Source organism: Streptomyces sp. NPDC001732 (assembly GCF_053596315.1).
Genome location: NZ_JBSFFY010000033.1, coordinates 31,658 through 46,390 on the forward strand (window position 1 = coordinate 31,658; position 14,733 = coordinate 46,390).

Annotated in this window: 14 protein-coding genes; 9 read left to right on the forward strand and 5 right to left on the reverse strand. The window is 70.5% G+C overall.

Annotated features, from left to right (window positions below):
• The 5 genes from ACWCXX_RS26305 to ACWCXX_RS26325 all read left to right on the forward strand — a co-directional run bounded on the left by ACWCXX_RS26305 (position 1) and on the right by ACWCXX_RS26325 (position 6,433).
• Positions 1-1,005 (forward strand): carbohydrate ABC transporter permease, encoded by a 1,005-nt coding sequence (locus ACWCXX_RS26305; RefSeq protein ID WP_451131317.1) that lies wholly within the window; start codon positions 1-3, stop codon positions 1,003-1,005.
• 7 nt (positions 1,006-1,012) lie between these two features.
• Positions 1,013-1,858: a carbohydrate ABC transporter permease gene (locus ACWCXX_RS26310; protein ID WP_451131319.1), complete on the forward strand. Its 846-nt coding sequence runs from the start codon at positions 1,013-1,015 to the stop codon at positions 1,856-1,858.
• 68 nt (positions 1,859-1,926) lie between these two features.
• Positions 1,927-3,867 (forward strand): glycoside hydrolase family 5 protein, encoded by a 1,941-nt coding sequence (locus tag ACWCXX_RS26315; RefSeq protein WP_451131321.1) that lies wholly within the window; start codon positions 1,927-1,929, stop codon positions 3,865-3,867.
• Positions 3,868-3,905: 38 nt separating this feature from the next.
• Positions 3,906-5,660, forward strand: a complete 1,755-nt coding sequence (locus ACWCXX_RS26320) for a glycoside hydrolase family 35 protein (protein ID WP_451131323.1) — start codon at positions 3,906-3,908, stop codon at positions 5,658-5,660.
• A gap of 113 nt (positions 5,661-5,773) precedes the next feature.
• On the forward strand, positions 5,774-6,433 hold the full coding sequence (locus tag ACWCXX_RS26325) for an HAD family hydrolase (protein ID WP_451131325.1): 660 nt from the start codon (positions 5,774-5,776) through the stop codon (positions 6,431-6,433).
• Positions 6,434-6,538: 105 nt separating this feature from the next.
• Here the strand turns inward: ACWCXX_RS26325 and ACWCXX_RS26330 are convergent, their stop codons facing one another.
• Entirely contained in the window at positions 6,539-6,952 is a 414-nt protein-coding gene (locus tag ACWCXX_RS26330; protein WP_451131327.1) for a MarR family winged helix-turn-helix transcriptional regulator, read from the reverse strand.
• A 171-nt stretch (positions 6,953-7,123) separates the two neighbouring features.
• Between ACWCXX_RS26330 and ACWCXX_RS26335 the strand changes: the two genes are divergently transcribed.
• The 4 genes from ACWCXX_RS26335 to ACWCXX_RS26350 all read left to right on the forward strand — a co-directional run bounded on the left by ACWCXX_RS26335 (position 7,124) and on the right by ACWCXX_RS26350 (position 11,020).
• The gene (locus tag ACWCXX_RS26335; protein WP_451131329.1) at positions 7,124-8,035 is read left to right on the forward strand and encodes an SDR family oxidoreductase; all 912 of its coding nucleotides are present in this window, start codon (positions 7,124-7,126) and stop codon (positions 8,033-8,035) included.
• 1 nt (position 8,036) lies between these two features.
• Positions 8,037-8,924 (forward strand): amidohydrolase family protein, encoded by an 888-nt coding sequence (locus ACWCXX_RS26340; RefSeq protein ID WP_451131331.1) that lies wholly within the window; start codon positions 8,037-8,039, stop codon positions 8,922-8,924.
• A 10-nt stretch (positions 8,925-8,934) separates the two neighbouring features.
• Positions 8,935-10,494: an acyl-CoA synthetase gene (locus ACWCXX_RS26345; RefSeq protein ID WP_451131333.1), complete on the forward strand. Its 1,560-nt coding sequence runs from the start codon at positions 8,935-8,937 to the stop codon at positions 10,492-10,494.
• A 67-nt stretch (positions 10,495-10,561) separates the two neighbouring features.
• Positions 10,562-11,020 carry a MaoC family dehydratase gene (locus ACWCXX_RS26350; RefSeq protein ID WP_451131335.1) on the forward strand — a complete coding sequence of 153 codons (459 nt, stop codon included), beginning with the start codon at positions 10,562-10,564 and terminating at the stop codon, positions 11,018-11,020.
• Here the strand turns inward: ACWCXX_RS26350 and ACWCXX_RS26355 are convergent.
• Genes ACWCXX_RS26355 through ACWCXX_RS26370 form a run of 4 tightly spaced genes read right to left on the reverse strand, consistent with a single transcriptional unit; the run spans position 10,950 to position 14,731 of the window.
• Positions 10,950-11,507 carry an aldo/keto reductase gene (locus tag ACWCXX_RS26355; RefSeq protein ID WP_451131337.1) on the reverse strand — a complete coding sequence of 186 codons (558 nt, stop codon included), beginning with the start codon at positions 11,505-11,507 and terminating at the stop codon, positions 10,950-10,952. The genes ACWCXX_RS26350 and ACWCXX_RS26355 overlap by 71 nt on opposite strands.
• Entirely contained in the window at positions 11,504-12,478 is a 975-nt protein-coding gene (locus ACWCXX_RS26360; RefSeq protein WP_451131339.1) for a Gfo/Idh/MocA family oxidoreductase, read from the reverse strand. The genes ACWCXX_RS26355 and ACWCXX_RS26360 overlap by 4 nt, the downstream gene beginning before the upstream one ends.
• Position 12,479: 1 nt before the next feature.
• Positions 12,480-13,787, reverse strand: coding sequence for a protocatechuate 4,5-dioxygenase subunit alpha (gene ligA / locus ACWCXX_RS26365; RefSeq protein ID WP_451131341.1), 1,308 nt, complete (start codon positions 13,785-13,787; stop codon positions 12,480-12,482).
• Positions 13,788-13,810: 23 nt separating this feature from the next.
• The gene (locus ACWCXX_RS26370) at positions 13,811-14,731 is read right to left on the reverse strand and encodes an amidohydrolase family protein (RefSeq protein ID WP_451131403.1); all 921 of its coding nucleotides are present in this window, start codon (positions 14,729-14,731) and stop codon (positions 13,811-13,813) included.
• Positions 14,732-14,733 lie beyond the last annotated feature (2 nt).

A 14,733-nucleotide genomic window follows, 5' to 3' on the forward strand; every position in this document is an offset into this window, starting at 1 on the left:
ATGACTCCGGCGACCGACGCCACGCCGATACCCGAGCGGGCCCGGCACTCCGCGACAGTCCCGCAGGGTGCCGCCCGCACCGGCCGCCCCCGCACCGGCAGGCCCCGCGTGGGCCGGTCCGGCTGGATCGCGTTCGTGCTGCTGACCGCACCGACGCTGATCGGACTCGGCGTCTTCAAGTACGTCGCGATCGGCTGGAGCTTCCTCCTCAGCTTCAGCGACGCACGCGGCACCATCGCCCTCGACCACTGGGTCGGACTCGACAACTACCGGACCCTCCTGGCCGACCAGGCATTCCGCGACTCACTGCTCCAGATCCTGCTGTTCACCGCCTTCATCGTGCCCGTCACCTTCGCCGCGTCCTTCGGACTCGCCCTGCTGGTGCACCGTGTCCGGCGCGGCCGGGCCCTGCTGCGCACCACCTTCCTCGTACCGGCGGCCGTCTCGTACGTCGCCGCGTCACTGTTGTGGAAGATGTGCCTGTTCAACGGCCTGCCGAGCGGCATCGCCAACACCATCGGCGGCTGGTTCGGAGCGGAACCCGTGGCCTGGCTGCAGTCCACCTCACCACCGCTCTACTGGATCGTCCTCGTCACACTGCGCCTCTGGCTCCAGGTCGGCTTCTACATGGTGCTCTTCCTCGCCGGACTCCAGGCCATTCCCAAGGAACTCTACGAAGCCGCCGCACTCGACGGCGCCACGGGCCGCCGCCTGCTGACCGGTATCACCCTGCCCATGCTGCGCAACACCTCCGTCGCCGTACTGATGCTGCTGTTCATCGCCGCCTTCCAGGCCTTCGACGAGTTCTACAACCTGTTCAACAGCGGGCTCTCCGGCACCGGCGCAGCCCCCGTACAGACCCCGCTGGTCCACCTCTACAACACCGCCATGGGAAACCAGAACTACGGCCTCGGCTCCGCCGGAGCCTTCGTGCTCACCATCCTCATCGTCGGAGTGACCCTGATCCAGGGACGGATCACCGGATTCGGCAGGAGCGGGGAGTGAGAAACGCATGACCACCTTGCCCGGACTGTCCCGAGCCGCGCGCACCCTCGCCCGCGGCCTCCTCGTCGGCCTCCTCACCGCGGCCTTCCTGGCGCCCTTCTACCTGATGCTCCGCAACTCCCTCATGGACTCGCAGGGCCTCACGGCGCCGGAGTGGACGTGGTGGCCCTCGACGATGCACTTCGAGAACTTCACCGCCCTGTTCGACGACCCCGCCGTCTCCATGGGCCCGGCCCTCGGCAACTCGTTGCTCATCGCCGCCGTCACCGCACCGGTCTCCACACTGCTGGCATCCGCCGCCGGCTACGCCCTCGCCCGGATTCCCGTCCCGGGACGCGGTGCGATGCTCGGCCTGGTGGTCGCCACCCTGATGATCCCCGGCTCGGTCACCTTCGTACCGACCTTCGTCGTCGTCGGCTCCATGGGCGGCGTCAACACACTGTGGGGCATCATCGCGCCCGGTCTGTTCAACCCGTTCGCAGTCCTGCTGTTCCGCAACTTCTACCTCCAGTTCCCGAGTGAGATCGAGGACGCCGGACGACTCGACGGCCTCGGCTGGCTCGGCCTCTACCGCCGGGTCGCGCTGCCGAGCTCCGGAGCGATGCTCGCCTCGCTCGGCGCGCTGTCCTTCATCGAGAGCTGGAACTCCTTCCTTTGGCCGCTGGTCATCGGCCAGGACCCCTCCGCCTGGACCGCGCAGATCGCCCTGTCCACCTTCCTCACCTCCCAGACCATCAACCTGCCCGGCCTCTTCGCCGGCGCCGTCGTCACCATCACCCCCCTGGTCGTCATGTTCCTCGTCGCCCAGCGCCACATCGTCGAAGGCATCGCCACCAGCGGTCTCAAGGGCTGAACCCACCGCACCTCACCGGCCCGCACCACTCACAAGGCAGGCACACCCCCCTCGCAAGGAGAGTCTCCGTGACACCTCGCAGCACCCTGCTCCGACGCACGACCGCGGCCCTCGCCACATCGTCCGCGCTCCTCCTCGGCACCCTCGTCCCCACCGCCACCGCGGCGGACACGGGGACGGCACCGCCGCCCCCGGCCCTCACCGGTGCACAGCTCGCCGCCTCGTGGACCGGCCCGCTGTCCACCCGGGACCGGTACGTCGTCGACGCCGACGGCGACCGGTTCAAGCTCAAGTCCGGCAACTGGGCCGGCGCCCAGGGCACCTGGGAAGGCAGCGGCGACGTCAACGACGCGGCGAACCACCAGGCGAGGCAGATGTCGCACAACATCCCGCTCGGCCTCGACCGGAAACCGATCGACCGGATCCTGGCCGACTTCCACGCCCTGGGCCTGAACAGCATCCGGCTCCCGTTCGCCAACGCACTCGTCCACGACACGAGCGCCGTCCCGGACTCGGCCGTCGCCGCCAACCCGCAGCTCAAGGGCAAGACCCCGTTGCAGGTGCTCGACGCCGTCGTCGGAGCCCTGACCGCGGACGGCTTCGCCGTCGTCCTCAACAACCACACCACCAGCTACCGTTTCTGCTGTGGTCTGGACGGCAACGAGCGTTGGAACAGCGGCCAGTCGACCCAGCAGTGGATCGACGACTGGGTGTTCCTGGCGAAGCGCTACCAGAACGACAAGCGGGTCGTCGGAGCCGATCTGCGCAACGAGGTCCGCCGCGACACCTGGGACGACCCCAACTGGGGCTGGGGCGACGACCACGACCTCAACAAGGCCCTGGAAGAAGCGGGCAACAAGATCCTCCAGGCCAACCCGGACCTGCTCGTCATCATGGAGGGCATCAACTGGCAGGGCATACCGACCGACCTGACCCCCCACGGCCGCCCGACACTCACCCCGGTCGCCACCCTGTCCAACACCCTGGTCCGCTCCGACAAACTCGTCTACGCGGCCCACTTCTACGGCTACACCGGCCCGAACCACACCGGCGCCACCGGAATGGGCGAGACGCACGACCCGCGCTACGAGGAATTCACTCCCGCGCAGCTCGCCCAGGTCGTCGACGACCAGGCCCTGTTCGTCACCCGGTCCGGCCAGCACTTCACCGCACCCGTGTGGATCAGCGAGTTCGGCGCCGCCGGCCGCGGCGGCATCGATGCCGAGGAACGTGCCTGGTTCGCCAACTTCACCGACATCCTCGTGAAGAACGACACCGACTTCGCCATCTGGCCCCTGGTCGGCTGGACCGACACGAACGGCACCCCGCAGGACAACTGGGCCATGGTCAACTACAGCGCAAACGGCACCCGGCTCGGTGTCATGGACGCCGGCGACTGGCGCGCCACCGACTGGAACAAGCTCGTCAACGCCCCCGGAAAAACCGGCCGGATCGCCCCCGCGCCCCGCTGGAACATGCTCAACCTGGACCACGCCGACTACAACGTCTCCGCCACCATGCTGGCGAAGCCGGACTGGTCCCCGGGCAACCGCAAGGGCAACTGCCCGGACAGCCAGCGGCTCGTCGGCCTCGGCCGCAGCGACAGCCGCGGCCTGTGCACCGACTCGGGCCAGCCGGCAAAGGGAAGCGGAGCCTGGACCGTCGTCACGGACGAACGGTATGTCACCGGGGGCGACTGGGCGAGCGGCTACAACAAGCTCCAGTGCCCCGACCGGACCTTCGCCGTCGGCTACAGCGTGAAGGGCAACGCGATGGCCGCCCTTCTCTGCGCCCCCGCGACAGCCGCTCTGCCCGCCTCCGGCCGCGTGCTCTGGTTCGACCACGGCGACAACCGGCCCGCCACCGGAGGCTCGAACGCCAGCGACTGGGCACCCGGCCACTACAAGGGCCAGTGCGCCGACAACGAGTACCTCGCCGGCGTCGCCCACACCTGGAAGTGGAACCACGGCGGCGTCCCCGACGCCCTGCTCTGCCGCCCGCTCGTCTGATCCCCCTCCTCCGCACCCACCCTCAGGAGCACCCCGGCATGCCCCGACTGGAGATCGTCGAGAACGAATTCCGTCTCGACGACCACCCGTTCCGCATCATCTCCGGCGGACTGCATTACTTCCGCGTCCACCCCGGGCAGTGGGCCGACCGGCTCCGCAAAGCACGGCTGCTGGGACTCAACACGGTCGAGACCTACGTCCCCTGGAACCTCCACGCCCCCAGGCCCGGTGAATTCCGGCTGGACGGAGGTCTCGACCTGCCCCGCTTCCTCGACCTCGCCGCCGCGGAGGGCCTGCATGTCCTCCTCCGCCCCGGCCCCTACATCTGCGCCGAATGGGAGGGCGGTGGCCTGCCCGCATGGCTGCTCGCCCAGGACGGCATCGAGCTGCGCAGCCGCGACCCACGCTTCCTGGAAGCGGTCGACGGCTATCTCGCCGCGCTCCTTCCACCGGTGAAGCCGTACCTGTCCAGCGCCGGCGGGCCGGTCATCGCGGTGCAACTGGAGAACGAGTACGGGGCCTACGGCGACGACACCGGCTACCTCGCGGACCTCGTCGGCCTGCTGCGCACCCACGGCGTCGACGTGCCCCTCTTCACCTGCGACCAGCCGGCCGACCTCGCCCGCGGCGGCCTGGACGGCGTGCTGCGCACGGTGAACTTCGGCAGTCGCGTCGAGGCGGGCCTCGACCGGCTGCGCCGGCTCCAGCCGGCCGCGCCACTGATGTGCTCGGAATTCTGGATCGGCTGGTTCGACCGTTGGGGCGGAATCCACACCACCCGCGACGCCGCGGACGCGGCGGCCGACCTGGACCGCCTGCTCGCCACCGGTGCCTCCGTCAACATCTACATGTTCCACGGCGGCACCAACTTCGGTCTCACCAACGGAGCCAACGACAAGGGCACCTACCGCCCCACCGTCACCTCCTACGACTACGACGCACTCCTCGACGAGGCCGGCGCCCCCACGGCCAAGTACGCCGCATTCCGTGAGGTCATCTCCCGCCACGCGCCCGTACCCGACGAACCCCTGCCCCTCGCCGCGCCCAGGGCGGAGTACGGCCAGGTGGAACTGACCCGCACGGCCGGTCTCCTCGAACACGCCGACGCCCTCGGCACCCCGGTGACGGCCGACCGGCCGCTGACCATGGAAGAGCTCGGCCACCCCTTCGGATTCGTCCTCTACGAGACCGACCTGCCCACGCCCGGACCGGCCCTCCTGCACGCCGAGCAGGTCCACGACCGCGCCCAGGTCTTTCTCGACGGCCAACCCGTCGGCGTCCTGGAACGCGAGAACCACGAACACGCCCTCGCCTTCACCGTCCCCCGCCCGGGAACCCGGCTCGCCGTGCTCGTGGAGAACCAGGGCCGCGTGAACTACGGACCCGGGCTGTACGACCGCAAGGGCCTGCTCGGCCGCACCACGGTCAACGGACGTCCACCCGCCGCCTGGCGGAGCCGCGCCCTGCCCCTCGACGGTCTGGACGCCCTCGTCCACCGACCCGCAGATCCCGCTCGGCCGCAGGTGGGGCCCGCGTTCCACTGCGGCACCTTCACCACCGACGAGCCGGCCGACACCTTCCTCCACCTGGACGGCTGGACCAAGGGCATGGCCTGGGTCAACGGCTTCCCACTGGGCCGTTACTGGTCCCGAGGCCCCCAGACCGGCCTGTACGTCCCCGCACCCGTCCTCGCCTCCGGCGCCAATGAGATCACCGTCCTCGAACTCCACGCGGCCGCCACCCGCCGGGTCCATCTGCGTGCCACGCCCGCCCTCGGAGCCACCGAGGAATGACCGAGCCACGGCCGGGGACGGTCTGGTGCGCTTCGTGACCGATGCCCGGCGGATCGGCTTTCGAGGGGACCAATGACGCACACGACACCGCCACCACCAACCAGGGGGACCCCGTGCCCGCAGAACTCCAGGCAGTCCTCTTCGACATGGACGGCACACTCGTCGACACCGAGCGCCTCTGGCGACAGGCGGTCGAGGAGGAGTCCCTGGGCCTCGGCCTCACCCTCACCGAGACGGACCTTCCGCACGTCATCGGCCGCGCGATCGAAGACACCGCCACCCACCTCGCCTCCCGCACGGCCGGCCGAGCCGAGCCACCCCGGCTGGCCGCATCCCTGGAACGCCGCTTCACACACCTCGTACGAGGTGGCGTGGCCCCCCTCCCGGGAGCCGAGGCCCTCCTGGCGGCGCTCGGCGCGGCAGGCGTACCCATGGCCCTGGTCTCGGCCTCGCCCCGCTCCGTCGTGGACACCGTCCTCGCCACCCTGGGGCGCCACCGCTTCACCACGACCGTCGCCGCCGGTGAAACCCCCCGCACCAAGCCCTTCCCCGACCCCTACCAAGCGGCCCTGACCGCCCTGGGCACCTCACCGACCGCCTGCGTGGCCGTCGAGGACAGCCCGACGGGCATCGCCTCCGCGGAGGCGGCCCGGTGCACGGTCCTCGCCGTTCCCTCTCTCACTCCCGTCCGGCAGGCCCCGCACCGGACAGTGGTCCACAGCCTGCTGGACGTGGACGTCGCCCTGCTCCGACGCCTGGCCACGAGGCGCTGAGAAGGCATTCCCGCATGAGGAATGGGGTGGTTGGGCCGGTCGGCCGAGCGCTGGTGGTGGCCGTCGCCGTCACCGTGCCGTACCGCGCCGGCCGGGTCCGCCCGGTCAGGACAGGGACCGCCACGCCTCGTTCAGCGCCTCCCGGAACGCGTCGGTCTTCTCGGCGCTCAGGCCGGCGGTCATGCGCTCCTCGAGGCGGCGTGCCGGTTCGGCGTACTCGGAAAGCAGCTGCCGCCCGGGGGGCGCGAGCAGGATGAGGCGCTCGCGGCGGTTGGCGGGGTTGGGTTCGCGGCGGATCAGGCCGCGGCTCTCCAGGGCGCGGACCATGTCGGCCATCGACTGGGCGGTGACGAAGGAGTCGCGGGCGAGCTGCGCCGCGGAGATCCCGTCGCGTCGCTCCAGCACGGTGAGGGCGGTGTACTGAAGCGCCGTGACCCCGGCGGGCTTGAGCAGTTCCTCCAGGCGGGCGCGCACCGCCAGCTCCGTCCTCTTGACCAGGTAGAGCAGTGACGTGCTCACGTTCGTCCTCCCGTCGTGTCGGTCCGCGTGGGGCGGCAGCCGTCCCACCCTAGGGCATTGACAGGAATCCTGCCGATTACCCAGACTGGCAGTCATCAGGATTCCTGTCGATCCCGGCTCGGGCCGGCTCTTTCGGCATTCCTCTTCCAGCACTCACGAGAGGCACCTCCCATGGATCTTCAGGGCAAGGTCGCTGTCGTCACCGGCAGCGGACGCGGTCTCGGTCTGGCATACGCGCAGGCCCTCGCCGCCGCGGGCGCCGCCGTCGTCGTCAACGACGTCGACAAGGACACGGTGGACGCCGCCGTCGCCTCGATCACGTCCGAGGGAGGCAGGGCCACCGGCGTCGTCGCGGCCGTGGGCGACAGCGAGGCCGCCGGGCGGCTCGTCGACGCGGCGGTCGAGGAGTTCGGGCACCTGGACGTGCTCGTCACCAACGCCGGCATCCTGCGCGACCGCGTGCTGTGGAAGATGACCGACGAGGACTTCGACGACGTGGTCCGGGTCCATCTGCGCGGCACCTTCACCTGCGCCCGTGCCGCCGCCGTCCGGATGCGCGAACAGGGTACCGGCGGCCGGCTCGTCCTGATCTCCTCCCCGGCCGGACAGCGCGGCAACTTCGGCCAGACCAACTACGCCGCCGCCAAGGCGGGCATCGTCGCCATGGCCCGCACCTGGGCCATGGAACTGGGCCGCGCCGGCATCACCGTCAACGCCGTCGTCCCGGTCGCCGCCACCGAGATGACCAAGACCGTCCCGGCCTTCGCCCCGGTCATCGAGGAGTCCGAGCGCACCGGCAAGCCGCTGCCGGACTGGCTGCGCAAGGACGAGGGCCTCGGCACCGTCGAGGACGTCGCCGCCCTGATCACCTTCCTTGCCTCGGACGACTCCGAAGGGGTCACCGGCCAGGCCATCGGCATCGGCGGCGACCGGCTCGCCCTGTGGGCGCACCCCAAGGAGAAGGCGGTCGCCCTCGCCGACGGCGGATGGAGCGCCGAGGCCATCGCCGCCCACTGGCCGGACGGCGTCGGCGCCGAGCCCGAGACCTACGGCATCCCCGCGCCCCAGGCCCCGGAGGCGTGACATGAGCGACCTCGTGCTCGACCTCGACCGGCTCACCGCCATCGACGTGCACACGCACGCGGAGATCTCCAAGGACGGCCACGGTGCCCTGAGCCCGGAGCTGTTCGGCGCCTCCGAGGAGTACTTCAAGGCACACGGCCACCGGCAGCCGACCATCGACGAGATGGCCGCCCACTACCGTGAGCGCCGCATGGCCGCAGTGGTGTTCACGGTGGACGCCGAACACGCGACGGGCCATCCACGCATCTCCAACGAGGAGGTCGCCGAGAGCTGCGCAGCCCACGCCGACGTGCTCGTCCCGTTCGCGAGCGTCGACCCCCACAAGGGCCGGGCGGGCGTACGGGAGGCCCGTCGCCTGGTGGAGGAACACGGGGTGCGCGGGTTCAAGTTCCACCCCAGCATCCAGGCGTTCGCCCCGAACGACCCCCTCGCCTACCCGCTCTACGAGGCCATCGAGGAACTCGGCGTGCCCGCGCTGTTCCACACCGGCCAGACCGGCATCGGCGCCGGTGTGCCGGGCGGTGGCGGCATCCGGCTGAAGCACTCGAACCCGATGCTGATCGACGACGTGGCCGTCGACTTCCCCGAACTGCGGATCGTCCTGGCCCACCCGTCCTTCCCGTGGCAGGACGAGGCCCTGGCCGTTGCCACGCACAAGCCGCACGTGTACATCGACCTGTCGGGCTGGTCGCCGAAGTACTTCCCGCCGCAGCTGGTGCGGTACGCCAACACACTGCTCAAGGACAAGGTGCTCTTCGGCTCCGACTACCCCGTCATCACGCCCGACCGCTGGCTCGCCGACTTCGAGAAACTCGACATCAGGCCCGAGGTCCGGCCGAAGATCCTCAAGGACAACGCCGCCCGCCTGCTCGGTCTGACCACGGGCTGAAGGGGACGCCGTGTTGAACCAAGGCATCGGCTCCTGGCCCGCGCGCCGGGCCCGCAAGACCCCCGACCGGGTGGCCGTCGTCCACGAGGACCGCACCCTGACCCACCGCGAACTGCACCTGCGCGTCCTGCGCCTCGCCCACGCCCTGCGTGCGCTCGGCGTGGGGCGTGGCGACCGGATCGCGTACCTCGGGCCCAATCACCCCGCCTTCCTGGAGACCCTGTTCGCCGCCGGGACGCTGGGGGCGGTCTTCGTCCCGCTCAACACCCGGCTCGCGGCGCCGGAGCTGGCCTACAACCTGTCCGACTCGGGCAGCGCCGTCCTCGTCCACGCTCCCGAGCAGGCCGCCGCGGCCCGTGCCTCGGCGGACGAGGCGGGCGTACGGCAACGGATCGCGCTCGCCGGCCCCGACGGGGACGGAGCCCTCGGCTACGAGGAACTGCTCGCCGGAGCCGGGACCGGTCCGCTGGACGAGGCCGTGGCGCCCGAGGACCCGTGCATGATCATGTACACCTCGGGGACCACGGGCCGTCCCAAGGGCGCCGTCCTCTCCCATGCCAACATCACCTGGAACAGCGTCAACGTCCTTGTCGACACCGACCTGTCCGGCGACGAGGTGACCCTCGTCGTGGCCCCGCTGTTCCACACCGCCGGGCTCAACATGACCTGCCTGCCGACCCTGCTCAAGGGCGGCCGGGTGGTCCTCCTCGGTGCCTTCGACGCCGAGCGCGTCCTGGAGCTGATCGAGGACCTGCGCGTGACGTACATGTTCGGCGTGCCCACGATGTACGACGCCATGGCGGCCCGGCCCCGCTGGGCGACCACAGACCTGTCCAGCCTGCGCACCCTCAACTGCGGCGGCGCCCCCGTGCCCGCCCGCACCATCGCCGCGTACCTCGACCGCGGCCTCGCCTTCAGCCAGGGCTACGGCATGACCGAGGCGTCCCCCGGCGTCCTCTTCCTGGACCGGGAACGGACCTCGGCCAAGGCCGGCTCCGCCGGGGTGCCGCACTTCTTCACCGACACCCGCCTCGTGCTCCCGGACGGCCGCGAGGCCGGACCGGGCGAGTGCGGCGAGATCCTGGTCCAGGGCCCCCACGTCATGACCGGCTACTGGAAACGGCCCGAGGACACCGGGGCCGCCTTCACCCGCGAGGACGACGGCGGGCGCTGGCTGCGCACCGGAGACGTCGCCCGGCTGGACGACGACGGCTACGCGTACATCGTCGACCGGGCCAAGGACATGTTCGTCTCCGGCGGCGAGAACGTGTACCCGGCCGAGGTCGAGGGCGTGCTCCTCACCCACCCCGCCGTCGCCGAGTGCGCCGTCATCGGCGTACCCGACCCGGTCTGGGGCGAGGTCGGCCGCGCCGTCGTCGTCCTCCGGCCCGGCGCCCGTGCCGACGAGGACGAGGTCCTCGGCCACCTCCACGGCCGGCTCGCCAAGTACAAGATCCCCAAGTCCCTCGTCCTGACCGGGCAACTGCCCCGCACGGCCTCCGGAAAGATCATCAAGCCCGCCGTGCGCGACACGTACGCGGACGGTCCGGGAGACCGTCCGCACGCCTGACAGGCACCCGACAGCCCACCTCCGCGGGCGGCGCCCCTCGCCGCCCGCGCCATCGGAAGGATCCACCATGCCCACCACCGCCCACGGCCTCGACGCGCTCAAGGCCCTCACCGGAACCGACCTCGGCCGCACCGACTGGCTCGACATCACCCAGGAGCGGGTGAACACCTTCGCCGACGCCACCGACGACCACCAGTGGATCCACACCGATCCGGAGAAGGCCAAGGACGGCCCGTTCGGCGGCCCGATCGCCCACGGCTACCTCACCCTCTCCCTCGTCATCCCGCTCTTCGGCGAGCTGCTGGAGATCACCGGCACCTCCATGAGCGTCAACTACGGCCTGGAGAAGGTCCGTTTCCCCAGCCCCGTGCCGGTCGGCGCGAAGATCCGCCTGCACGGTGCCGTCGGCACCGTGCAGGAAGTCAAGGGCAACGGGGTGCAGATGCCTCTGACGTTCACCGTCGAGATCGAGGGCAGCGAGAAGCCGGCCTGCGTCGCGGAGGCGGTCTACCGCCACTACGCCTGAGGAACCGCCGTCGGCCCCGGGCCGACGGTCCTCCAACCGCACGGAAGGGGCGCGGTACCGGGACCGAAGTGGTCCGGTACCGCGCCCCTTCCGTCCCGCCACGAACGTACGTGGACGAGTACGGCCTCAGCCGGCGAGGCCGCAGCGCTCGGTGTCGATCTCGGGCAGCGTGGCCTCGTTGTAGCGGGCCACCGACACCGGTCATCCCGCACTTGCTGGCCAGCACGATCCGGTCCCGGTGGCCGGCGAGCACCCGGCCGACCAGCTCCTCGTTGGCGCCGAAACCGTAGAGCGCGGCGGTGTCGAAGAGCGTGACGCCCTCCTCCAGCGCCGTCAGAAGCAGCCGCTCGGCGTCCTTCGCCGAGGGCGCGACGCCGTAGGCATGGCTCAGGTTCATGCAGCCCAGGCCGAGCGACGGCACCTCGAAGGGGCCGATCCGGCGCGACGCGCGACCCGGGGCCGCCCTTGCCCCCGCCGTCGCGGTCACGGGCGCGAGAAGGAGTCGAGCTGCTGCTCCAGCGAGGCCAGAGTCCGGTAACAGGCCATCACCTGGGCGATGGAGGAGTTCGGCTCGCGGCCTTCGCGGACGGCGGCGACGAACTCGCGGTCCTGGAGCTCGATGCCGTCCATCGACACGTCGACACCGCTGACGTCGATCGGCTCGTCCTTGCCGGTGACGAGGTCGTCGTACCGGGCGATGTACGTGCCCGTGTCGCCGATGTAACGGAAGAAGGTACCGAGCGGCCCGTCGTTGTTGAACGACAGGGACAGGGTGCAGATGGCGCCGTTCTCCGCGCGCAGCTGGATGGACATGTCCATCGCGATGCCGAGTTCGGGGTGGATCGGGCCCTGGACGGCGTTGGCCTGCACGATCGGTGAACCGGTCTGGTGAGCGAACAGGTCGACGGTGTGCGCGGCGTGGTGCCACAGCAGGTGGTCGGTCCAGGACCGCGGCCGGCCGAGGGCGTTGAGGTTCGTACGGCGGAAGAAGTACGTCTGCACGTCCATCTGCTGGATGCCGAACTCGCCGGCCCGGATCCGCTGCCGCACCCACTGGTGGCTGGGGTTGAAGCGGCGGGTGTGCCCCACCATCCCGACCAACCCGGTGCGCCGCTGCGCCTCCAGGCAGGCCTCGGCGTCGCCGAGGGAGGCGGCCAGCGGAATCTCGACCTGGACGTGTTTGCCCGCTTCGAGACAGGCCAGCGTCTGCTCGGCGTGCATCGGCGTGGGCGTGGCGAGGACGACGGCGTCGATGTCGTCCATGGCCAGCACCTCGTCGAGGGTGGCGACGCCACGGCCGACGTTGTGCTCCGTCGCGAACTTCCGGGCGTTCTCCAGGGAACTGCTCACCACGGCGGCCACCTCGACGCCCTCGATCCGCCGGAGCGCGGCGGCGTGCTTGGCGCCGAAGGCGCCGCCTCCGGCCAGGGCGACCCGGAGGGTCCGGTCGTCAGTCATGTCACTCCTTCACGGCGGGCCCCTCGGCCCGCGGACGGTTTTCCAGGATCAGGTGGCCGACGGCGGTGTTGGACGCCGGCACATGGTAGAAGCGGTGCTTGACCTCGATCTTCCCGGTCCCGTCGACATCGCTCAGGGCACCGCGGGCGATCAGCCACATGACCAGCTCGATGCCCTCCGAGCCCGCCTCCTCGACGTACTCCAGATGCGGCACCCGCGCCAGACCGGCCGGGTTCTCGACCAGCCGGTCGAGGAAGGCGTTGTCCCACTCGCGGTTGATGAGACCGGCGCGGGGGCCCTGGAGCTGGTGACTCATGCCGCCGGTGCCCCACACCTGGACCTTCAGCGGCCGGTCGTACGACTCGATCGCCCGGCGCAGCGCCCGGCCGAGTTCGAAGCAGCGGGCGCCCGAGGGCACGGGGTACTGCACCACGTTGACGTGGAACGGGATCACCTTGCACGGCCACTTCTCGACGTCGCCGAACATCAGCGACAGCGGGACGGTCAGACCGTGGTCGACGGTCATCTCGTTGGCGAGGGTGAGGTCGAAGTCGTCCCTGATGAGCGAGTGCGCGATGTGTGCGGCCAGGTCGGGGTCGCCCTCGATGCCGGGGACGGGACGGGGCCCGTACCCCTCGTCGGCGGTGGCGTAGGCCGCGCCCGTACCGAGCACGAACGTCGGGATCAGGGACAGGTCGAACGAGGAGGCATGGTCGTTGTAGACCAGGAAGACCACATCGGGGAGGTTCTCCTTCTCCCACTCCTTGGAGAACTCGTACCCGTCGAAGACCGGCCGCCAATACGGCTCGTCGGTCCTGTCGTGGTCCATCGCCGCACCGATCGCGGGCACGTGGGAGGTGAAGACCGCACCGGTGATCGTGGCGTGCTCGGCCGGGGGCGCCGGGTCGGCGTGCGCCGCCTCCAGGACGGCGTGATCGATGCGGTTGCCCTCGACGGAGCGGCCGCCGCCGACCATCATGGCGCGGTACTGCTCCTCGGTCATGCCGGTCATCGAACCCGCCATCTGCTGGAACGAGAACCCCAGGGTCGCACCCCATTTGGCGAGGAAGTAGATGTTGCCGCCCTCGCGCATGGCGGCGTTGAGGTCGCGGTCGAGCAGGGCCTGCTTCTGTTCCTCCCGCAGCGGCCAGGAGTCCAGGTAGGCGCGCTCGTCGGCGAGGTAGCGCTCGCGGTTCTCCGCCGTCATCAGCGACATGCAGAACTGGTTGAGGTGGTAGCCCTTGGCGGACTGCTCGGCGTCGAAGACGGTGGTTCCCGGCACCAGCTTGTAGGTCTTGTCCAGTGACATGGTGTCCTCCGGTCGTGGGCGGGTCAGTCGGCGTCCGGCCAGTACAGGCGCATCGGGTTGTCGACGAGGAGCTTGCGCTGCAGCTGCGCGGTCGGTGCGATGTGCGGGATGAAGTCGACCAGCAGACCGTCGTCGGGCATGTGGTCGGTGAGGTTCGGGTGGGGCCAGTCGGTGCCCCACAGCACCCGGTCGGGGAACTCCTCGACCACGCGCCGGGCGAACGGAACGACGTCGCGGTAGGCCTGCCGCTCGCCGCCGACGGCCGGCGGGCCGCTCACCGACAGCCGCTCCGGGCAGGTCACCTTGCACCAGATGTCGGGTCTTGCCCGCAGGAAGTCCAGGAACGTCTCGAACTCCGGGCCGTGCGGGTCCGCGGTGACGTCGGGCCGGCCCATGTGGTCGATGACCAGTGGTACCGGGATCGAGAGGAAGAAGTCACGCAGGCCGACGAGGTCGGCCGCCTCGAAGTAGAGGACGACGTGCCAGCCGTGGGGAGCGATCCGTTCGACGACGTCCTGCAGGTCCTGCCGCGGTGCCGCATCGACGAGTCGCTTGACGAAGTTGAAACGCACGCCGCGGACACCGGCCTCGTGCAGCTCCCGCAGCTCGGTGTCCGAGATCCCGGGCCGTACGGTGGCGACGCCCCGGGCCGACCCTCCGGAGGCCTGCAGAGCGTCGGTCATGGCGCGGTTGTCGGCGCCGTGGCAGGTCGCCTGGACCACGACGCTGCGGGTGAGGCCCAGGTGGTCGCGCAGCGCGAAGAGCTGGTCCTTGGACGCGTCGCACGGGGTGTACTTCCGCTCGGGCGCGAACGGGAACTCGGCTCCCGGACCGAAGACGTGGCAGTGCGCGTCGACGGCGCCCTCGGGCATCTGGAATCGCGGCCGGCTCGGACCGGCGTACCAGTCCAGCCAGCCAGGAGTCCTCTCGAAGTCCGTCGTCATCA

Coding starts and splice junctions, on each gene's coding strand:
- ACWCXX_RS26305 (WP_451131317.1), top strand. CDS start 1: ATGACTCCGGCGACCGACGCCACGCCGATACCCGAGCGGGCCCGGCAC.
- ACWCXX_RS26310 (WP_451131319.1), top strand. CDS start 1,013: ATGACCACCTTGCCCGGACTGTCCCGAGCCGCGCGCACCCTCGCCCGC.
- ACWCXX_RS26320 (WP_451131323.1), top strand. CDS start 3,906: ATGCCCCGACTGGAGATCGTCGAGAACGAATTCCGTCTCGACGACCAC.
- ACWCXX_RS26335 (WP_451131329.1), top strand. CDS start 7,124: ATGGATCTTCAGGGCAAGGTCGCTGTCGTCACCGGCAGCGGACGCGGT.
- ACWCXX_RS26340 (WP_451131331.1), top strand. CDS start 8,037: ATGAGCGACCTCGTGCTCGACCTCGACCGGCTCACCGCCATCGACGTG.
- ACWCXX_RS26350 (WP_451131335.1), top strand. CDS start 10,562: ATGCCCACCACCGCCCACGGCCTCGACGCGCTCAAGGCCCTCACCGGA.
- ACWCXX_RS26360 (WP_451131339.1), bottom strand. CDS start 12,478: ATGACTGACGACCGGACCCTCCGGGTCGCCCTGGCCGGAGGCGGCGCC.
- ligA (WP_451131341.1), bottom strand. CDS start 13,787: ATGTCACTGGACAAGACCTACAAGCTGGTGCCGGGAACCACCGTCTTC.
- ACWCXX_RS26370 (WP_451131403.1), bottom strand. CDS start 14,731: ATGACGACGGACTTCGAGAGGACTCCTGGCTGGCTGGACTGGTACGCC.